This is a genomic window from Echinicola sediminis (assembly GCF_054777495.1).
This window is the reverse complement of record NZ_BAAHAP010000060.1, coordinates 1-20626: the sequence shown is the minus strand read 5'-3', so window position 1 is coordinate 20626 and position 20626 is coordinate 1. Positions and strand designations below refer to the sequence as shown.

The window sequence follows — 20626 nt, the reverse complement described above, 5'->3', positions numbered from 1 at the left end:
ATGGGCAAAGATTGCAAAGTGCTCTAAAGATTCAGCAGTTAGGGATATTAACGACCTTATTGAGAAAGGGATCTTGCAAAAAGAAGCAGCAGGAGGAAGAAGCACCAATTACGAATTGATAGGAATGCCAGCTGGTAATCGGGTAGGCAACGGGGACCCACCCCTAAACCTCACATAGGACTATTTCCTGCAAGTGTATTTGACAGGCTGTGAACCTTTTGGTTCATTCGGCGCATATTATGCCGTCGGTTAATAGTCCGTCAAGGTAGACTAACTTTACGAATGGAGTTAAAAGCATGAACAAGCATTTAAATTTTCTTTAAAGCATTGCAGGAACCGTACCCCTCGTACCGTATGAAAAATAGAAGACGGAAAAATGCACACACTGTGTGCACAATTCAATTGCTGATGTCTCTTGAAACAAGTGACACAAAATGGCTAAGATAAGTTTTCATTTTGAAAACTTATCAATATTTTTAACGTCCATTGATCAATAAGCTTTGAGAAGCATTGTAGCAATCAAAAACCTGACAGTGTTTTACCAAAACATCCAGATTCATAAGCAAGTATTGAAGCCTGCGTTGTGGTTACCAAAAACGAGAGTAAAACTTATCTTTCATGTCAATACAAGGGTAAATAATCAGTGTTTTTACCTCTGAAAAAAAACTCAAGTGTAAAAGTTACTCTCGTTATGAACGGCTTCAATAAATATCAAGCTAATAACAATCTACCTCTTCTTCCGCCTAGAGCAGATTTGGAGACTAAGGAGTTACTTGGAAAAAGATCGTTTAAAAAAGAGAAATACAAAAAAAGATTATGCGGAGTTTAAAACCACATTGAAGAAGTTCAAAATCAAGAGTATCAAATCAATTTAAAATTGTAAAAGCAAATTGAACCTGTTCATCTATTTGTCCCCATCTTACTTTTTTTTTTTTAATAGGAAGATTTATTGTTATCTGTTCAATAAATACCTCTTCCTAAATTCTCTTGGTGTACACCCATTGATTTTCAGAAAAGCTGCATTAAAGCGACTGATAGAATTGAAACCACAATCAAACGCGATATCTGTGATGCTTTTGTCTGTCGCTACCAACTTCCTCTGAGCATGAGAGATTCTTTCCTCGGTGATGTATTCGCTTAGCGTACTTCCAAATGTCCTCTTGAAAATCGAATTAGCATGGTCTGGATTCAAACCCACAGCCTGACCAATTGAAGATACTTTGATAGGATCCGAATAATTTTGAGCAATAAAAATAGCAATTCGTTCAACCTGACTGATTTCATTGGATTGAAGTGATGGGTATTCCTTTTTTTCAGAGGAGAAATTGCCTGTAGACATTCTTCTCAATCTTGCATGTATTTCGAGCAACGCAACTTCTGCAGCTTCATTTACATTGATATCTGCCAGCCAGTTTTTGAAAAGATACTCATCGTACTTCGAACGCTCCTTTGAAGCTTCAAATAGCACGTCACCTTTCAGCAGCTTATCCACAAAAGGAACAGAAAGCTTCCATTCCAAAAAAAGTGAGAATGGTACCGTGCAGACGTAATATGGCTTATCATTAGTGAAATCAATAATTTGATGGGGAATAAGCCCCCAAAAAACAGTCAGTTTTTTAGGTGGAACAACTACTTTATTTCCTTGAATAAGATAAGTAATGCCAATTTCCGGGAAATAGTTTATTTCAATTTCATTGTGCCTATCAGGCTTTCTCATTATGCTTGGAGACCATAGCTCACAAGTCAATCCATAAGGTTTAAACTCATTTCGGCTTTCATCGAAAGTATTTATCATCTAGGATTTTGATAGGTTTATACAGAAATGTAGGTAGTTTTTCTGTAAATACGAGAATAATTTTACATTTCATGAGTTAGGTTAAAATATCAACCAAAGAGTCAATAGGTAAACCCAAAGAATGAAATTGAAAAGTCGAAGTATATCAGGTTTAATAGTGATCCTGTTTTTTGCTTCCTTATTTGGCTGCAGGGAGCATGAGAAAAAAGTTCTTAGGCCAAGGGTATTGATCAGCTCAGATATAGGTGGAACAGATCCCGATGATTTTCAATCGATGATTCACCTATTGATGTATGCAGATCAATTCCAGATCGAAGGCTTGATTTCATCACCTTATGGAGAAGGCAGCACCAAGGATTTTCAGAATATGATAGATCTATATGAAATAGATTACACTCAACTCCAAAGACATTCTCCAGAATTTCCAACTCCAATATCCCTAAGATCCATTACCAAGCAAGGGGGAAAAGATGCCGCACCTTTTAGAGGTTATACTACTCCTACGGAAGGTTCAGAATGGATTATAAAATGTGCAAAAAAAGAAAGTGAGCAACCGCTATGGGTACTTGTTTGGGGAGGGATTGAAGATCTTGCACAGGCACTTCATGATGCTCCCGAAATCAAAGAAAATATCAGAGTGTATTGGATAGGCGGCCCCAATAAAAAGTGGAGTATCAATGCCTATTCCTATATAGCTGAATATCATCCTGACCTTTGGATGATAGAGGCAAATTCCACCTACAGAGGATGGTTTATGGATGAGGATTCGCCAGAGGATCTAAAAGGAGATGCCTTTTACAAAAACTACATTGATGGTCGAGGAGCCATGGGCCAGGATTTTATCAAGTATTATGATGGAAATATCAAAATGGGCGACACTCCTTCACTGGTTTATCTTATGAACGGTGACCCAAACGAACCTACCGGAAAAAGCTGGGGTGGAAGTTTTGGAAAGATCAATCGCAGTTCAAGAAATGTATTTCTAGGAGGAAGTTCATTAGAAGATACTGTGGCAGCCTATGCAACTATAGAGTGGAGATTTGAAGGGCCTGAACTTGAGGTTCCCGAGGATTCAGTTGTGTTCCAAATGGAGATTCAAAATCAGACTTGGCCAGGATATTATTTGGGTGATGGTATTTATGGAATTAAATATTCGTCTAAAAAACCCGAAAAAGGGCATTATAAATCCAGTAGTGTAATCTCTGAATTGGACGGTTTGGAAGGAAATTACACCAGCAGCTTTCCTTGGCCGGGAAATGCTTCACCAGATGATTACCAAGTAGGTGCAAATTGGTATAGTGACAAAGTAGATGAAACTCTTTTTATCGAAGATCAGCAAGGCGCCAAGACCATCTCAAAATATAGAAATGAGTTTTTAATGGATTGGGCAGAAAGGTGGAAATGGCTCGATAAATAATTTTAATCTATTAAAATTCAAAGAAATAACAATACTCCCAAAATATGCAAAGAATCTTATTTATAGCCATTTTGAACCTGATTATGTTCACATCAGCTATTTCCCAACAAATTGCCTTTCCCACAGCAGAAGGCTATGGGAAATTTTCCAAAGGTGGCCGTGGAGGAGCGGTCTATGAAGTCACAAATTTGAATGATAGCGGTGAAGGCAGCTTGAGAGCTGCGGTTGATGCTAATGGACCCAGAACAATCGTCTTTAGAGTTTCAGGCACGATAGAATTGGAAAGTCCACTTCGAATCAAAAATCCCTATATCACCATAGCTGGTCAAACAGCTCCTGGAGATGGGGTTTGCCTCAAAAAATTTCCTCTGATGATCGATGCCGATCATGTGATCATTCGGTATATAAGAGTAAGACTCGGTAACGAATCCGGAGAGGACACAGATGCTGTTTCAAGTAGATATACCAAACACATTATTTTAGACCATATTTCTGCAAGCTGGAGTGTGGATGAAACTATGTCCATATACCATTGCGACAGTATTACTGTACAATGGAGTATAATTTCGGAGAGCATGCATGATTCCAATCATATCAAAGGAGCTCATGGTTTTGGTGGAATTTGGGGATCCAACTACGGTAGCTATCACCATAATCTTTTCGCTCATCATGGTAGTCGTAACCCTAGAATGGCATCAGGGTCTGGCTTTACAGATTATAGAAATAATGTGGTCTATAACTGGGGATACAACAGCACTTATGGAGGAGAAAACCAACAGGTAAATAATCCGAAGTTTGCATTTTCGACGATCAATATGGTCGCAAACTACTATAAACCAGGGCCCGCTACCGAGACGGGAGAAGTTCGACATAGACTTGCCAACCCTAATATGCGGGATACTACGAGTGATTTTGGAAAATGGTATATTGCTGAGAATGTCATGATGGGCAATGAGAAAGTGACTGCCAACAATTGGGAAGGCGGAGTGCAGCCTCAAGGAGGGGAAGAAAACTTAAAATTTGTGAAGCTAAATGAACCGTGGGATGCCATGCCCATAAACCAACAAAAGGCCGAAGAAGCTTTTGAATTGGTATTAGCAAACGCCGGCGCTATCCTGCCAAAACGAGATGAAGTGGATATCAGGATAGTCAACGAGACAAAAGGAGGATCTACGACGTATGAAGGAGCAACTTATAAAAAGGATCACTCCTTGATCGATCCTTTAAAGAAATCAGGAATTATTGATTCCCAAAACGATGTAGGAGGATGGCCTGAACTCAAGAGTTTACCGGCTCCTAAAGACTCCGATCATGATGGGATGCCAGATCAATGGGAAATAGCAAATGGGCTTAATCCTTCAGATCCTGCTGATAGAAATCTTATTAAAGGAGGTTTTACCATGTTGGAGGATTATTTGAATTCAATCAAGTAAAAAAATCCGGACCATATAAATCAAACCCAAAATTATTTATAATGCGCCTTAGCTCGTTGAGTCATACCTTTAGTTTAATGAAAAAATCAATTCTCGCTCTTTTCTTTGGGTCTATTATTTCCTGCTATGCTTTTGCCCAGCAAAATCAAAAGAAAGCTATACCAAAGCCGAGAATTGTTGTATTGACGGATGTTTCCACTTGGGAAACCGATGATAGTGAATCTTTAGTCAGATTGCTGGTCCACGCAGATTTATATGAAATCGAGGGCTTGATTTTCACTACAGGTTGGAGTCTCGATAAAACTCGAGATGATTTCATGGACTTGATCCATGATGCAATAGACGCTTATGAAAAGGACCTTCCAAACTTGATGAAGCGATCAAATCAACAAGGCTTTCTTGCCGATGAATCAAATCAAAGCATAGGTTACTGGCCAAGTCCGGACTATTTACGAAGCATTACTGTATTTGGCAGCAAAAACCGAGGTCAGCAATTTATTGGAGCGGACAACAATTCGGAAGGAAGTGAATTGATCATCGAGCTTGCAGATGAGTCGGATCAGCGCCCTCTTTGGATTACCGTTTGGGGTGGAGGAAATACCTTAGCCCAAGCTATCTGGAAAGTGCAGCAAACAAGATCAGAATCAGAACTGAGGACATTTCTTCAAAAAATCCCAACCTATGCGATCACCGATCAGGATAGAGATCAAAAAACTGATTTTGCGATTAGCTCACACCAATGGATGAGAAGGGAGTTTTCTGATGATTTACTCTTTATCTGGGATGAATCTGCCTGGAAATATCAGAATGGAACAGGTAAAAGTAATTGGGAAAAATATGAAGTGGATATACAGACTCATGGAAATCTGGGTAAAGTCTATCCCAAATATAAATACGGCGTAGAAGGTGATACACCTGCCTTTTTACATCTGATGCCAAATGGTTTGAACAACCCAATGGTTCCTTCCCAAGTAGGTTGGGGAGGATATTTCGAAAAGGGAATTAGTGAAGATCAGGAAACAAAAGCTTTTACTAACTTTCAAGCACCGGAAGCTGAAATATCCAGGAAATACGAAAGCTACTTCTACCCTGCAATCTATAACAATTTCGCTGCCAGAATGGACTGGGCAAGTGAAGGGAAAGGAAACCGCAACCCAATTGTGGTAATAAATAAAATGGAGGGCATAGAGTTGCTAAGAGTGAAGGCAAAGAAACGCCAAACTATAAAGTTAGATGCATCCAGATCTTACGATCCAGAAGGCGATGAGCTGAGTTTCAAATGGTGGATTATACCTGAGGCAAGTACTTATAAAGGTGAGATAAAGATCCAGAATAGTGACTCCAATCATATTATAATTGATCTTCCAAGTGATTCCTCCGGCAAGACCACCCATATCATCTGCGAAGTGACTGATAATGGCTCACCAAAATTAACTAGTTACAAAAGAATCATCGTTGAGGTGAAGTGATTAATTGATGTTGAAAGTTCCGGTGTAAAATAGGGAAGCAATTCTGTAACGCTTTAAGGTTCATGGATTTAATACTTTTAAAAGTCTTGTTCAAAGCTGCTTTTTGGCGGAAGCACATAGATACTCCAATAAATGACCGACAAAGAAAATTGTTGAATAGGCTAATGGATGGATTTGACGGGAAATTAACCTCGTCCAAATGGGCAAAGATTGCAAAGTGCTCTAAAGATTCAGCAGTTAGGGATATTAACGACCTTATTGAGAAAGGGATCTTGCAAAAAGAAGCAGCAGGAGGAAGAAGCACTAATTACGAATTGATAGGAGTGCCAGTTGATAATCGAGTAGGCAAAGGGGAATCTCGCCCCTAAACCTCACCAGGGCTATATTCTGTAAGTATGTTTGACAAGCTGTGAACCTCTCGGTTCATAAAGTGCATATTATGGCGTCGTTTAATAGTCCATCAAGGTAGACTAACTTTACGAACTGGATAGCAAGCAAGAAAAAGTAAGTGTTTTTATTCTCTTTAAAACATTTGCAGCAGGATTCGTACCCCTCGTACGGCTCGTACCTCTAGTACCGTACGAATATTACGAGGTGGAAATGATATTCAAAATCAGGCAAATGAATTCAATTCTAAATTAAAGGTTCGTTTTCTGAAATTTGTCAATCTTTAAATAGGTCGATTTTCTGCTTTTTACATCAAAAAGAAAAAAGATCATTCAAAAATTCGAATCGAAAAACGGGTTTGTTTGGTAATTAGAGCCGCTTTTAAATGATACGATTCAAATCAATTTAAAATTGGAAAAGCAAAATGAACCTGTCCCCTCAATTGTCCCCTTTTGCGTTTAATTGTCTGTAATTCAGTTAATTAAAACAGTCCTGTTCCCGCTACTACAAAGGATACTGGAAACGGTATCCTTTTTTTTTGAGTTTAAAATTTTATGGTGCTATTGTCTAAAATGGTTTGCTCCCTTCGCTGCAAAGGGCAGGGCAAGCAAGTGAGCTGAGAACAGGTTGAAACTGTATTGACCAATTTCTCTTTATCTCCACAAAGTCAAAAGACAGCAGTAGGTTTCAATTCATCCTTGATTGAACTTGACGTTCGCTCATCCAGCCATAAGGCTTCCTTTTTCAGTTTTCGCATGAGTATTTTAGAGGAGTGACAGGTAGACTGCATTAATTTTTTTCTCGAAAAAAAAAACTGTTATTTGATTTTAGAACGAGGTTCCTTATTTTTCTTCCAATTTTAGTTTTATAAACAAAGCAATGCTTACCTTATCAAAAAAAGAAATTGAAACCATCGCAAATTATTTGCTGAAAGGAAAGGTGTGTTATTACCAGGAAGACAAGAAACTGATCCATCACCTTCCGGATGAAGAGGAGAATTTTAATGAAAACCTGACGGTAGAAGAAGAGGATTTGTTGGATGAGATCGATGCTGATCCGATGAATTTCGCGGAATTTATCAAGATGGAGCCCGCACAGGAATCCCTCATTATGGAGCAGTTCACCGAGCAGTTTGTCGATAATAAATCTTTTCAGGAGGATCTGTACGATTCACTTACCAAAAGTAAGGCCATGGAGCGCTTTACCTTTTTGATCGAGGAATCAAAGTCCTATAAAGACAAGTGGAAGGATTACCGGAAGCAAAAATACCATGACTGGGTAATGGAGCAGATCGATAGTTATAATGTTCAGGAAGAAGAGTGAGCATAAGTTACCAAAATGTCATTTCGACTGATCCAAGGCTGCTTTTTTGGAAAAAGTAGATCCAGGTAGGTCGAAGTGACATTTCAATTGGCCTTTAGTTTTTTACAAAGCTTATTTTTTGACGATCAAGACCGGGAGGTTTTTGTCATGGGCAATCAATTGCTCGGTAACACTCCCAATAAGTAAATCCCCTTTGTCTTTTTTGCCTTTGTTGCCCACGATGATCAGGTGGGAAGAGTCCCTCAGGGCATGGTTATAGATCAGCTTGCTGATGTTATGGGCATTGTCCTTGATGAGGGTGATGGCTTCTTTTAGCCCGTATTTTTGCTGCAGTTTTTTGAAACGGTGCAGGGCATTGGCCTCCAGTTCTTCACTCAGCTTATGGTAGTTTTTGATGTACGGAAAATATTGGATGCCGATTTTCAGCACATGGATGGGGCTCAGTTTGCTTTCTGTGGCCTGGGCCAGCCTTTTGGCTATGGGGATGATCTTGTCTGTGTAGTGGCTAAAATCTATGGCCAAGGTAATGGTGTTGATAGATGCCTGTGCCGTTTCAGGGACAAACAGGATATTGCAATTGGTGAGCCGGGCCAATTTGGCGCTCAAGATACCCGAGCCCAGGTAACTGTTCTTTTTTCCTAATATGATCAGCTCAAACTGCTCCTTGTCAAAATAGTCAGAAAAGGCTTCCACATCCCCTCCCGGCTGCACATGGAACTTTATATTTTGGTTTTCCTCTCCGAAATATCTGCCTGCCATCTCTCTCAGCTCGGATTCGATCACTTCTTCGATGGATTTGCCCAGGTCAGGGATGAGATGGTTGAGCTCTTCAGGGATTTCCTCGATTTCAATAAGGTGAACTACCGTTAGGTTTTCAAAATCAAAGCTTTTGTCCAGTTGTTTAATATAGTTGAAAAGGAGGTCGTCCATTTCGGTAAGATCTGCGCAAAGGGCAATGTTTTTAAATGATTTCATGGCTCATTCTTTTTTTTGAGGTTTTTTTGCACCACTTGGTTGAGGATTCTTTCGTAGGATTCTTTGTCCTGCTCCTTTTTTAAGGTTTCGCTTCTGGCATATTCTTTTTGCAGGCCTTTGTAAAGGCTGAAAGCCATGATGATGAGGATGACCAGAAAGGGTAGTCCTGTGGTAATGGCGGCGGTTTGTAAAGCGGATAGCCCCCCTCCGATCAATAAAACGGCTGCAACGGTCCCTTCTGCCAGGGCCCAAAAAATACGTTGGCCGACCGGGGCGTCCAGCTTGCCCCCCGCGGTGATACTGTCAATTACCAGTGAGCCGGAGTCAGATGAGGTGACAAAAAAGCTGACCACCAATAATACTCCCACCATGGATCCGATGCTCTGGAGCGGAAATTCATTCATGAATACAAATAAGGCGGTGGCTTCATTGGCGATGATGTCGTTGGCAAGGCCATGCCCTTCTTGCTGCATGTCCAGGTAGATGGCGCTCCCGCCCATGGCTGTCAGCCACAAAAAGGTCAATAGGGACGGGATCAATAGTACGCCGAAAATGAATTCCCTGATGGTTCGGCCTTTGGAGACACGGGCGATGAACATGCCCACAAAAGGAGACCAGGATACCCACCAGGCCCAGTAGAAAATCGTCCAGTCCCCCTGCCAGCCGTTGTCCCGGTAGGCTTCTGTCCAAGAGGATACCTGAATGATTTCGTTGATATAATTGCCCAGGTTTTGAATCAGGGAACGGAAAATAAAGAGGGAGGGGCCGACCAGAAGGACAAAGATGAGCAATATCCCGGCGATGCGGATGTTCCATTCACTTAGGAATTTTACCCCTTTGTCAATTCCGGAAAATACACTGATGGTGGCGATGATGGTGATTCCGGAAATCAACAATACCTGTACCGTGGTGTTGATGGGCAGGTCAAATAGGTAGGAGAGCCCCCCGTTGATTTGCTTTACGCCCAGGCCCAGGGAGGTGGCCAGTCCAAAAAGTGTAGCGAGGACAGCCATGACATCGATGACATCCCCGATCCAACTATGGATTCTGTCTCCCAAGATGGGATAGAAAACCGATCTGATGGTCAAAGGCAGCTTTTTATTATAGGTAAAGAAGGCCAGGGAAAGGGCAACGATGGCGTATATTGCCCAAGCGTGGAAGCCCCAGTGCAGAAAGGTGAGGTTCATGGCCCTTTCTGCAGAGGCAATGCTGTAAGGTTCTCCATAGGGAGGTTTTGCATAATGGGAAACCGGCTCGGCCACACCCCAAAACAGCAGGCCTATGCCCATGCCGGCACTGAAGAGCATGGCAAACCAGGCTGGGGTGGAGAATTCGGTCTCAGCATTTTTTCCTCCCAATTTGATGTTGCCATATTTACTGAAGCCCAGAAAAAAGCAGAAAACGATAAAAACATTGATGGAGATGATGAATAGCCAGCCTGTTTTGTCTGTGATAAAGAGCTGGATGTCTTCAAAAACCTTTTCCATCGGTGCCCCGATGATCAAAGTAATCGTGATGAATGCTATGATCAGGATCGTGGCTGGCCAAAATACGGGTGCATGAACGTCGAAATATTTTTTTAACATGTTGTTTAGTTTTTAGAAATAATACCCCAGGTTAATGTTAACCCTTGTGTTCCATTCAGGGTTTTGATCGATTGGGTTTGTGGCCGATACCGGCTGGTCGTATTGGGCTCCCCTGCCGGCACCCATGGCGCTTCCTCCGAAGGAATCACTGATCCAGGGATGGTTGTAGCCCGAGGCAATATCCACGTAGGTGTATATTTTTCCTGCACTGATTAAAGCGCCCAGGACGTTTTGTTGAGATTTTTGAAAGGAATGCAGCTGGTTGCCCAAGGAGATTTTTCCAGGTTTGTGCATATAGCTATAGTCATTGTAGATTTGAATGTTTGATATCGGGCCCCATTGTACAGGGATGTCATAGGCCAATCCAACAAGGTACAGGACAGCTTCTGAGGCGACATCATAGGTGCCGAATCCATATCCGCCCATTTGAACGCTATTGAGCAATACGCTCGAGTCGTCTCTTACCTTGTGGTAGTTATAATAAAGGATTTCTGATTTAAGGTTCCAGCGGCCTTGTTCCCATTCAGCATGAATGGCAGCAGCCTGCTGTTGGCCCTTGTTTTGGGTGCTTTGGTTAAAGATCTCCAGCCATTGGAGCGAAATCCCAACTTCTGTAGTGCCCAGTTTTTTGGATGTTCGGAAGTTGAGCTGGTTTCTTTCAATGTTGGCATTGCCTTCCACGGCTACCACGTCATAGGAATACCTTGCGCTGGAGTAGGGGCCAAAGGCAGGGTCGCTGGTGCCACGGGGCTCCGACAGTGGGAAGTAGGCAAAGTTGAACGTCCACTCATCAAACGTATGGGTCAGGTTAAAGCCCATCTGGTGGTCGTCTTCCAGTCCCAGGTAGTAAGGGGCCTGGAACCACCAGCTATGGGATGCGTAGGTAAGCAAACCAAACGGGACTTGTGTGATCCCCATTTGAAGGTTCCATTGCTCATTGAACCTGTAGCCTATCCATCCGTATTTGACGAAATGGGCATTAAAGGTGGGATAAAACCGGTACTCAAAGGAAAGCTGCAGTCCCTCACTGTACGAGTCAACATTGATCCTCCAAGTGTCCCAAGTCCATTCGTTCCTAGAAAATGTACCTAATGGAAAGGTCTGGCCTTCATAAAAAGCGTAGAGGGCGTTGAGCCTCAAGGCTCCTCCCACTTTTAGCCAGGAGGTGTCCTTCTTGGTTTCTCTAAGGGCCCAATTGCCGGTTTCCAGAGAGGACTTGCTTTTTCCGTAATCTTTTATGAAAATGTGCTTGAGGACAGGGCTGTTGCTACTGCTGTCCTTTAGGGATAAAGGAGCGGAGAAGCACAAATTGATGGATAATAAAGAGAAGCCAATACACAGAAATGCCAGCCTGCAGAGGGATCTTATTTTTTGTGGTTGGATGGACATGATGGGTTATGGCAATGGTTTATTTGTCAAGGAATCGGTTTGGGTTATTGATAGCGCTCTCTCTAAATCTTAAATTAGTGAATTTGGAGGGTAATTAAAAAACACTTTAAGGCACGAAGGGTTTTAAGTTGGGGGGTGTTGATTTTGTAAAACGATGCGAGGAATAGCTTTTCTTTTTTTTGAAGATCAAGGGTATTTAGGGTGTTTTTACGATTAGTTTTTGAGTTTTAAGGTGAAATTAAAACAGTTGTTTTCTAAGTTTGTTTAACATCATAGTGATTTTATAAAATTGGAATAAGTAATGATGAGAAGATTTTTATGGGCATTGTTTTTGGTTGGGGCCGTGTCAGGTCAGGTGATGGCGCAAGGGGATCCGCATTGGACCTGGGGAGGTGAAATGGATCCCTTGCAGAAAAAATTCGAAGTAAGGCATTATTCACTGGAGGTAGAGATTTTGCCCGCCATCAAGGGAATCAATGCGAGCATGGAGATGCTTTTTGAGCCCATAGGGGAATTGGATACTCTTCGTCTGGACCTGATCATGAACTACCGGGTATGGAAGGTAGAGGCAGAAGGGGAGGAGGTGGCATTCAGCCATCACGATGATTTATTGGATATCTACTTGACGGGGGCCGCCAAAAGGGTCAAGGTGTATTACAGGGGAAAACCACCGGTAGCGGAAAATCCCCCTTGGTCAGGGGGATTTACTTGGGAGGAAGACGGGAATGGAAACCACTGGGTGGGGCTTTCCTGTCAGCATGAAGGGGCTAAGATTTTTATGCCTTGCCTGGACCATCCTGCCAGCGAGGCCACCAACGGAGTGGACCTTTACATTAAGGCCCCTTTTCCTTATTTTGTGGCAGCCAATGGCCGCTTGCTCAATCAGGCCTCAGGACTAGGGTATAATTATTTCCATTGGGCGACGGCCTATCCTGTCAATAATTATAATATCAATTTTACCATGGGCAGGCTTTATGAGAAGGGGCAAAGTTTTACTTCAGTGAGTGGGCAGGAGGTTCCGATGAAAGTCTATGTACTGGAAGAGAACAGGGTAAAGGCCAGCAGTTTGATGGATGTGCTGGAGACTAGCGTGAGGACCCAGGAAAAGTTTTTCGGAGCTTTCCCGTTTGGGGATGATAAAATTGCGGTGGTAGAAACCCCCTATCTGGGCATGGAGCATCAGACCATTAATGCTTATGGGAATAATTTCCAGTTTCAGGAAGTGGGAGGGAAGCCGTTTGATTGGTTGCTCTACCATGAGCTGGGGCATGAATGGTGGGGGAATAAGCTTTCGGTAAAGGACTGGGCTGATTTTTGGATGCATGAGGGCTTTTGTTCCTACGGTGATTTACTTTATTATTTAGAACATGGCGGGGAAGAGGCGTACCAGGAAAGGGTAAGGCAGCTGGCCCGAAATGTGAAGAATGAAAAGCCATTGGTGTTGGAGGAGAATGCCAGTGCTGCGGAAGCCTATCATCCTGACATCTATACCAAAGGGGCGATTGTGCTGCATTCGCTGCGTTTTTTGTTGGGAGACGATGTATTCTTCCCGATGCTGAAGGACTTTGTGGGCAATGAGGCTTTCAGCTACAATAACCGGGTGAGGACAGGTGATTTTATAGCTTTTGTGGAGGATTATACAGAGAGGGAGCTATCGTCATTTTTTGAAGTGTATCTGTACAGTGCCGATGTGCCTGAAGTGAAGATAAAAAGTAAAGGGCGAAAAAAATATGAGGTGTTTTTCAGAAAGGCTAACTTGAGTTTGCCGATAGAGATCCAGACTTCTGAGGGATTGGAGCTGGTTCAGGTTTCAAAAACACCAGTAAGGCTCAAGAGTGATGACATGATTGTGGTAGATCCCAACGGTTGGTATTTATTGGAAAAATAGGCTGCAGCTCCGCTCAGGATGGCGGGCTGACTTTGGTAGGGCTGTGTCGATTAAATGAATGGACTTAAAAGTAATATCCTGCCGGAGGAATTTTATAAAGTTAGAATTTCAACATTACCATAAACCAAACACATAAACTTATGAAAACAACAAACAAAATTATTGCTTTGCTAGTGGCAGCGCCTTTGCTTTTTTGGCAATGTGGGCCCAAGAAGTCAGGGGGTGAGGAGCAGGCCATGGAGGAAATGGATCAACTGGACGTGGAGGATGAAATGGAGCAGGGGCCCTCTTTGGTCAAGCTTTGGGAGACGACCGAAGAGCTGACCACTTGTGAGTCTGTTTTGGTGGATGAGGCCACCGGTACCATCTATGTGTCCAATATCGACGGGGATCCCAAAGGAAAGGATGGGAATGGTTTTATTTCCATTATCTCCAAAGACGGTCAGATTGTCGAAAAGGAATGGTTGAAAGGGCTTGATGCTCCAAAGGGCATGGGTTTAATAGAGGGTAAATTATTTGTGACCGATATCGATCAGCTTGTGGAGGTGGATGTGGCTTCTGCTTCGGTGTCAAAAACCTACCCGGTGGAAGGGGCCGGTTTTTTAAATGATGTAGATGTGTACAATGGTAAGGTGTATTTTTCAGATATGGCTACCGGTAAAATCCATTTTCTTGAGGGTGGAGAAATCCATACCCTTGCCGAAGGGCAGGAAGGAATTAACGGTGTGAGGGTTTCCGGAGAGGGCGTGCTGTATGGTCTTGATGGTGAGGGTTTGAAAATGTATTCAACAGAAGGAGAGGCTGAAATTGTCAATAATGTGGTTACCGGAGGGGACGGGCTCATTATTCTTGGTGATGGGGAGTATTTGGCAAGTAGATGGATAGGTGAAATATGGATGGTTCATGAAGGAGGAGAGGTGAAGCTGTTGGATACGAAAGATGCGGGATCAAATACGGCCGATATTGGATATTTGGATGAGGAGCAGCTCGTGTTGGTGCCGACCTTCAAAAAGAATAAAGTGGTGGCGTATAAGTTGGAGTTTTGACCAGGTATTCGTTGAATCTTTTTATTTGGGGTTGGGCTATCTTTGCTTGACCCCTTGTTTTTGGATTAAGAGGGTATTTTTTTGTATTTATCTTTTTGTGCAAAGGAGGGTAGGTAGGAGGAGGCGAAATCATGAAAGGTCAATTATGTTTTCTTTTGAGAAGAAAAACTTTCATTTATGGTGGTTTGTGTTGGTGAGCATGGAGGCTGGATTTATCGAATTCTGTGGTGGGGCAATATGGTTTTATTTTTTTTTAAATTCGAAATATTGTTTCGATATTTTAGTTTTGTGCTTTTTTATGATGAATAAATTTTTTGAAAAATAGTCAATGATTAGGTTTTGATTTTGTTTTTGAAAAGTATTTTTAATGGAAATACTTCTCTATTTAGGTTAAAAAAATGCTAAATACATTATTCTTAGCTTTTTATTTTGAAAATAGTTGTTTTGCTTTCTTAAACTATTGTTTGTAATGTTCAAAATATTGTTGAAAAAGGATAATTTCTTTTTGATATTTGCTTAAAATTTTTAAATTGCTGAAAGTCAATAAGTTGAACGGGTTTTTAAGGTGTTGTCGAAATGCTGAAAAACTAACATATTTTTTGGCAGGCTGATTTACACTTTAGGCCAAAATCAAATCAACCGCATATGAAAAAAAGTGTACAACTAGCCCTCTTGCTGTGCATGATCTGGCAATTTTCCTTTGCCCAGACTGTATCAGTAAAAGGGACGGTTACTTCAGCTGATAGCGGAGAACCGATCCCTGGTGTAAGCGTTCTGGTGAAGGGTACCTCTACAGGTGCCGTTACAGACTTGGATGGTATGTATTCCTTGGGAGTACCATCTGGAGGTGAAGTGCTGATCTTTTCATTTATAGGGATGACCACCCAAGAAGTGGCCATAGGAGGTCGGACGGTAATAGATGTCAGTATGGCTACGGATGCGAAGGAGTTGACAGAAGTGGTCGTGACAGCTATGGGTATTACCCGGGAAAAAGCTTCTCTAGGGTATTCTGTACAGGAGGTTAAGTCGGAAGAACTGAATAAAGTGCAGCAGACGGATGCACTGAGTTCCTTGGCGGGACGGGTGTCCGGTGTTCAGCTAAATTCCAGTACCAATATCGGAGGGTCCAAGCGGATCACCATACGGGGAGCCAGTTCATTTTTTGGAGAAAACCAGCCCCTTATCGTCATCGATGGTTTGCCGGTCAGTAACTCCAATTTCAACAGTGAGGAGGTGCAGGAAGGTAGCGGCGGCTACGATTACGGAAACATGCTCAATGATATTAACCCCAACGACATTGAGAGTATTTCCGTGCTTAAAGGTACAGCGGCAGCTTTGTACGGTTCGAGAGCGGCCAATGGTGTGATCGTTATCACGACTAAGAAAGGCGCTCCAGGCAAAGAGTCCTTTGCCGTTAACCTAAGTTCATCGGTGAACTTTGAGAGTGTCTACCTGATGCCGGACCTTCAGAGGAAGTATGGTGGCGGTGCCATCATAAGCGATGAAGACGGTGGTGTAGATGGGTTTGCCATTGCCAATATCAACGGGACAGATTATAAAGTGGTCCAGTATGGTATTGATGAAAGCTGGGGACCACGGTATGATCCAACTATTTCAGTATTACATTGGGATGCTTTTAGTGAAGATTACCCTGAGGATTACCTGAACCCCAGGCCTTGGGTAGCCCCTGAAAATGATGTTAGGCAATTTTTTGAAACGGGAGTTTCTTATGTGAACTCAGTGTCCATTTCAAGTACTACTGCCAACTCGGGAGTGAGGTTCGGGTATACCAATACCAAATCAACGGGAACTCTCCCAGGTTCAGAGCTTACCAAGAACAGTTTCTCCTTAAATGGAAATACAAAAGTGATGGATAAGCTTACTGCAACTTCCTCCTTGAATTTTATAAGGACCAAGACAGTGGGCAGGCCTTTATTGGGCTATCCCGCATCTGACCAAGCCTACGGCAGTCCGCTAGGCCAGATATTATTCCAGTGGACTCAGCGACAGATAGATTATGAGCGCTCTAAAAAATACCTGAACAATGATGGTACCCAGCGGTCCTGGAACAGGAATGCTTGGGATGATCCCACACCGCACTATTCCGATAACCACCATTGGGCAGCATATGAGAATTATAATGATGATGAGCGAGACCGTATCTACGGGAATATAGGCTTGAAGTATGAGATTATAGATGGTCTTAACTTAGGCGGTCGAATCAGTGGGGATGTTTTCTCATTCTATAGCAGGGAACGCGTAGCGGTAGGCTCTCAGGCCCAGTCCTATTATTATGAGGCGGTTAGGAATAACTATGAATACAATTATGAGCTTACCTTGGGTTATGATAAACAGCTTTCGGAATTCCTGCACTTAAGTGCGCTGGTCGGGGGGAACCAAATGAGGCAGAAGTTAAATCTCAATAGAGGCGAGTCCTCAGGAGGGCTTGTGGTTCCTAAGCTTTACAGTCTGCTCAACTCAGCCGGTGCAGTACTTGTAAATGATGAGACGACGAGAAAAGGAATAAACAGTTTATTCGCCACGGCAAGTTTGGGATTTAAGGACATGCTTTATTTGGACCTTACCGCTCGGAATGACTGGTCCACTACGCTTCCAGAAAACAACAATTCCTACTTTTATCCTTCAGCATCGGTCAGCTTCTTATTCTCAGAGCCTTTGGATATACCATGGCTGAGCTATGGTAAGGTGCGGATGGGTGCTGCCAGGGTATCTAAGGACACTGACCCATATCGGGTGTTGACCACCTATAAGTTCAATGAGGACGGTACTTTTCAAGGGCTGCCGAGAGTGTATGCCCCTGAGGAACTGTTGAACAGTGGGCTGAAGCCGGAAAATACCGATACTTGGGAAGTGGGCTTGGAAGCCAATATCTTCAATAACCGCGCAGGCTTTGATGTTACCTATTTTAAAAATGTAACAACGGATCAGATTATCCCGCTGGAGTTGTCCAGGTCCTCTGGGTATGAGGCCAAATTTATCAATGCCGGTGAGATTGTGAACAAGGGTATTGAGGTAACACTGAGAGGTACGCCTATCAGGACCAGTAAATTTGGCTGGGATATCACGGTGAATTATACCAGGATCAATAACGAAGTGGTGGATATCCTTGAGGGTATTGAGGCGATGGATATTGGTAGCGCACCATTTGATGGGGTTACGCTAAGGGCTTCCATAGGCGAGCGTTACGGTCAGTTATGGGGCTATGATTACCTCTATGACAGTCAGGGTAACCGAGTGGTTCAGGCCAATGGTTATTGGGCGAGGACGCCCAATTTGGTGCCTTTGGGTTCTGTGATGCCGGATTATAATATGGGAATCCGAAATTACCTTACTTATGCAGGTTTTGACCTGAGCATGCTGTTTGACATTCAGAAAGGCGGTAAGTTTTATTCTGTGTCCCATATGTGGGGGCATTATGCAGGGCTTTGGGGACCTACGGCGGCAGTAAATGACATGGGCAATGAAATACGTTCTCCTGTTTCTGAAGGGGGAGGTATCAGGCTGGATGGAGTGACCGGTGATGTGGAGTTCAATGAAGACGGAACCTATACCGTGTCCAATACCGCACCCAATGAAACTTATGTCTCAGGGCAAGGTTGGGCGGCAAGGCATTATCATGGCTTTGGAATGCCTAGTGCCCAAAGTGTGTTTGACGCGGATTATATCAAGCTCAGGGAATTGGCGCTTGGGTATACCTTCAACATGAGAAATAATGACTTTATCAGAAGTTTGCGTGTGTCAGCTTATGGCAGAAACCTTTGGACTTTTGGCTTGGATTATGAAGGGCTGGATCCGGAAATCGCCGTAAATGGTTCCGGAAATGTCCAGGGGATTGAAGGGGCATTTATGCCGACCTCAAGGACTTTCGGATTCAAAGTTGATCTTGGACTCTAAACGCTTATTGATATGAAAAGCATTAAAATAAAAATAATCGCACTTGGATTGATCATGGCAATGGTTTCCTGTGATCTTGATTATAACGAAAATCCAAATGAGGTAAACAATCCGCCTACCTCAGGCCTGTTGAATGATGCGACCAAAAAGATGATGGATGACTTCTATGATGAATGGTTTCAGGGGCGGTTTACTTTGGTGACCATGCAATATTGGACCCAATCCGAGTATGCTGATGAGGACAGGTATGTGTACAGGGAGTCCCAAAGGGAGACCTGGGAGGATTTCTACAGGAATCTGGAGAATATCAGGAAGGTCATCTATTTTAATTCCAATGAAGCGAAAAGGGTGGAAAACAGCCAATATGGGGCAAATGAAAACCAGATAGCGGTGGCCAGGATATTGATGGCCTGGACCTTTAATATCATGGCCGATACTTGGGGGGATATCCCTTATTATTCCTTCGGTTCTGATGATCCTGATTTCCAGGCCTTGAAGGTGGCTGATGCCGAAGAGGAAATCCTTTCCCCGGTTTATGCTTCCCAAGACAAAATTTACGAGGATATTCTGAATGAATTGGAAGAAGCGGAAGCCATGATTGATGTGGACGCCCTTGGAGTAGTGGCAGATAATATTTATGGAGGAGAGGCCAATCAAATGGAGCTCTGGAAGAAGTTTGCGAATTCCCTGCGTTTAAGGGTGGCCCTAAAAGTGAGGGAGGTCAATGCGTCCTTAGGGGATTCCCATATTTCTGACGCGCTTACCAAAGGGGTATTTACTTCTAACGATGATAATGCAGGATTTCTCTATGAGTCTGCTGATGTTAACGCGTCTCCGTTTTATCGGGCCTTTAATGTGAACAATAGAAAGGATTTTGCCATTTCGCACCCTTTCTGCCAACTGCTGTTAGGGAATAATCTGGTTGATCACGCCGGGGCAGATATTACCAGTAATCCTTTTAATGGGATAATGGATCCTCGGTTGAGTGTGTATGCACAGAGGAACAGTGACGGTAACTTTGTGGGCATGCCCGTGAATGAAAGTTCCGCGGAAGCGCAAGTGTTTACTTGGGAGAGCCTTCCGGGTAGCAGTATTGTTAATTTGCCGGATTACACGCAGTCGCTTATGGAGTTTGCGGAGGTGTCATTTATCCTCAGTGAGCTAAATGGCTGGGATCAGACCCATTACGAAAATGGAGTGAGGGCATCCATGCAAAGGTGGGGTGTCCCCGCTGCGGAAATTGATGCCTATATTGCGGCCCTGCCTGCGGCAAATGAAGAGACTGTGCTGACCCAGAAGTATATCGCCCTCTATATGGATGCGCATACGGCATGGCAGGAATATAGGCGTACAGGTTATCCCCATACCTTGATCATGCCCGGTACAGAATTCAGTGTTACACCCGTGGCAGGTACTACGATCGATTATACATTCACCTCCCTCGTTGAAGGGCTTACGGATATCCCTTTTAGGTTACAATACCCTGATTTCGAGAGGACGTTGAATGGAGCTAATAGGAGTCAGGCTGTAAGTGGCTTGGAAAATGGTGATGTCTTGAATTCCAAACTTTGGTGGGATGTGGATTAGCGGATGATGTGATTGGATAAATTAAGAACGGCTTAAAGCCACTCCAGTATAGGGGTGGCTTTTTTGATTGGTAGCGTTTTTGCTTGTTCCTGATAGTAGCGGTGATGGATTTTTTGGGGTGCTGAAAAGCAGTGGACTTGGTATTATATACTCTGTTGCGCGTTACGTGGTCCAAAAATGTTGGAGGTAAAGCAAATAAGTGTTCTTATTTTTTGGTTTTGTTAATAAATCAAAAGGGAATTTGATGGATTCGTAAAAAAATTAAATAACCGTTATTGTTAAGGAAACATATTGATCGTCTATTTTTGAATAATAAATATTACAAATTGTACTTTAAGGTTTTTATGTGCTGAATTTTACTTCAGATATGGGCAAAAAATTGCCTTTTATAACACGTATTTTTGCAGGTTTAATAC

Annotated in this window: 13 protein-coding genes and 1 pseudogene; 10 read left to right on the top strand and 4 right to left on the bottom strand. The window is 42.9% G+C overall.

The window, feature by feature from the left end:
- Positions 1–178, top strand: a pseudogene (locus ACYVAA_RS15115) (DUF4172 domain-containing protein); the annotation flags it as partial.
- Positions 179–952: 774 nt separating this feature from the next.
- Here the strand turns inward: ACYVAA_RS15115 and ACYVAA_RS15110 are convergent.
- Positions 953–1795, bottom strand: a complete 843-nt coding sequence (locus tag ACYVAA_RS15110) for a helix-turn-helix domain-containing protein (RefSeq protein WP_460543192.1) — start codon at positions 1793–1795, stop codon at positions 953–955.
- A 121-nt stretch (positions 1796–1916) separates the two neighbouring features.
- Here ACYVAA_RS15110 and ACYVAA_RS15105 point away from each other — a divergent pair, with 121 nt between their 5' ends.
- The 5 genes from ACYVAA_RS15105 to ACYVAA_RS15085 all read left to right on the top strand — a co-directional run bounded on the left by ACYVAA_RS15105 (position 1917) and on the right by ACYVAA_RS15085 (position 7824).
- Positions 1917–3212 carry a nucleoside hydrolase-like domain-containing protein gene (locus ACYVAA_RS15105; protein ID WP_460543190.1) on the top strand — a complete coding sequence of 432 codons (1296 nt, stop codon included), beginning with the start codon at positions 1917–1919 and terminating at the stop codon, positions 3210–3212.
- A 44-nt stretch (positions 3213–3256) separates the two neighbouring features.
- Positions 3257–4645 carry a pectate lyase family protein gene (locus tag ACYVAA_RS15100; protein ID WP_460543188.1) on the top strand — a complete coding sequence of 463 codons (1389 nt, stop codon included), beginning with the start codon at positions 3257–3259 and terminating at the stop codon, positions 4643–4645.
- Between the two features lie 77 nt (positions 4646–4722).
- Positions 4723–6114, top strand: a complete 1392-nt coding sequence (locus tag ACYVAA_RS15095) for a DUF1593 domain-containing protein (RefSeq protein ID WP_460543186.1) — start codon at positions 4723–4725, stop codon at positions 6112–6114.
- A 62-nt stretch (positions 6115–6176) separates the two neighbouring features.
- The gene (locus tag ACYVAA_RS15090; protein ID WP_460543184.1) at positions 6177–6482 is read left to right on the top strand and encodes a hypothetical protein; all 306 of its coding nucleotides are present in this window, start codon (positions 6177–6179) and stop codon (positions 6480–6482) included.
- Positions 6483–7380: 898 nt separating this feature from the next.
- Positions 7381–7824, top strand: a complete 444-nt coding sequence (locus tag ACYVAA_RS15085; protein WP_460543182.1) for a UPF0158 family protein — start codon at positions 7381–7383, stop codon at positions 7822–7824.
- 111 nt (positions 7825–7935) lie between these two features.
- Here ACYVAA_RS15085 and ACYVAA_RS15080 read toward each other — a convergent pair whose 3' ends face one another.
- Genes ACYVAA_RS15080 through ACYVAA_RS15070 form a run of 3 tightly spaced genes read right to left on the bottom strand, consistent with a single transcriptional unit; the run spans position 7936 to position 11774 of the window.
- Positions 7936–8799 (bottom strand): universal stress protein, encoded by an 864-nt coding sequence (locus tag ACYVAA_RS15080; protein WP_460543180.1) that lies wholly within the window; start codon positions 8797–8799, stop codon positions 7936–7938.
- Positions 8796–10385 (bottom strand): BCCT family transporter, encoded by a 1590-nt coding sequence (locus tag ACYVAA_RS15075; protein ID WP_460543178.1) that lies wholly within the window; start codon positions 10383–10385, stop codon positions 8796–8798. Before ACYVAA_RS15075 ends, ACYVAA_RS15080 begins: the two co-directional genes overlap by 4 nt.
- Before the next feature lie 12 nt (positions 10386–10397).
- Entirely contained in the window at positions 10398–11774 is a 1377-nt protein-coding gene (locus tag ACYVAA_RS15070) for a porin (protein ID WP_460543176.1), read from the bottom strand.
- Positions 11775–12075: 301 nt separating this feature from the next.
- Between ACYVAA_RS15070 and ACYVAA_RS15065 the strand changes: the two genes are divergently transcribed.
- The 4 genes from ACYVAA_RS15065 to ACYVAA_RS15050 all read left to right on the top strand — a co-directional run bounded on the left by ACYVAA_RS15065 (position 12076) and on the right by ACYVAA_RS15050 (position 20210).
- A complete protein-coding gene (locus ACYVAA_RS15065; protein WP_460543173.1) occupies positions 12076–13662 on the top strand; it encodes a M1 family metallopeptidase in 1587 nt (528 codons plus the stop codon).
- Between the two features lie 140 nt (positions 13663–13802).
- Positions 13803–14708, top strand: coding sequence for an ATP-binding protein (locus ACYVAA_RS15060; protein ID WP_460543171.1), 906 nt, complete (start codon positions 13803–13805; stop codon positions 14706–14708).
- 645 nt (positions 14709–15353) lie between these two features.
- Entirely contained in the window at positions 15354–18623 is a 3270-nt protein-coding gene (locus ACYVAA_RS15055; protein ID WP_460543169.1) for a SusC/RagA family TonB-linked outer membrane protein, read from the top strand.
- Positions 18624–18635: 12 nt separating this feature from the next.
- Positions 18636–20210, top strand: a complete 1575-nt coding sequence (locus ACYVAA_RS15050; protein WP_460543167.1) for a RagB/SusD family nutrient uptake outer membrane protein — start codon at positions 18636–18638, stop codon at positions 20208–20210.
- Positions 20211–20626: the final 416 nt, after the last annotated feature.

What these genes read in the sequence shown, in the direction of transcription:
- ACYVAA_RS15085 (WP_460543182.1), top strand. Translation starts at nt 7,381, where the DNA reads ATGCTTACCTTATCAAAAAAAGAAATTGAAACCATCGCAAATTATTTG.
- ACYVAA_RS15070 (WP_460543176.1), bottom strand. Translation starts at nt 11,774, where the DNA reads ATGTCCATCCAACCACAAAAAATAAGATCCCTCTGCAGGCTGGCATTT.
- ACYVAA_RS15090 (WP_460543184.1), top strand. Translation starts at nt 6,177, where the DNA reads ATGGATTTAATACTTTTAAAAGTCTTGTTCAAAGCTGCTTTTTGGCGG.
- ACYVAA_RS15065 (WP_460543173.1), top strand. Translation starts at nt 12,076, where the DNA reads ATGATGAGAAGATTTTTATGGGCATTGTTTTTGGTTGGGGCCGTGTCA.
- ACYVAA_RS15110 (WP_460543192.1), bottom strand. Translation starts at nt 1,795, where the DNA reads ATGATAAATACTTTCGATGAAAGCCGAAATGAGTTTAAACCTTATGGA.
- ACYVAA_RS15105 (WP_460543190.1), top strand. Translation starts at nt 1,917, where the DNA reads ATGAAATTGAAAAGTCGAAGTATATCAGGTTTAATAGTGATCCTGTTT.
- ACYVAA_RS15100 (WP_460543188.1), top strand. Translation starts at nt 3,257, where the DNA reads ATGCAAAGAATCTTATTTATAGCCATTTTGAACCTGATTATGTTCACA.
- ACYVAA_RS15095 (WP_460543186.1), top strand. Translation starts at nt 4,723, where the DNA reads ATGAAAAAATCAATTCTCGCTCTTTTCTTTGGGTCTATTATTTCCTGC.
- ACYVAA_RS15050 (WP_460543167.1), top strand. Translation starts at nt 18,636, where the DNA reads ATGAAAAGCATTAAAATAAAAATAATCGCACTTGGATTGATCATGGCA.
- ACYVAA_RS15055 (WP_460543169.1), top strand. Translation starts at nt 15,354, where the DNA reads ATGAAAAAAAGTGTACAACTAGCCCTCTTGCTGTGCATGATCTGGCAA.
- ACYVAA_RS15060 (WP_460543171.1), top strand. Translation starts at nt 13,803, where the DNA reads ATGAAAACAACAAACAAAATTATTGCTTTGCTAGTGGCAGCGCCTTTG.
- ACYVAA_RS15075 (WP_460543178.1), bottom strand. Translation starts at nt 10,385, where the DNA reads ATGTTAAAAAAATATTTCGACGTTCATGCACCCGTATTTTGGCCAGCC.
- ACYVAA_RS15080 (WP_460543180.1), bottom strand. Translation starts at nt 8,799, where the DNA reads ATGAAATCATTTAAAAACATTGCCCTTTGCGCAGATCTTACCGAAATG.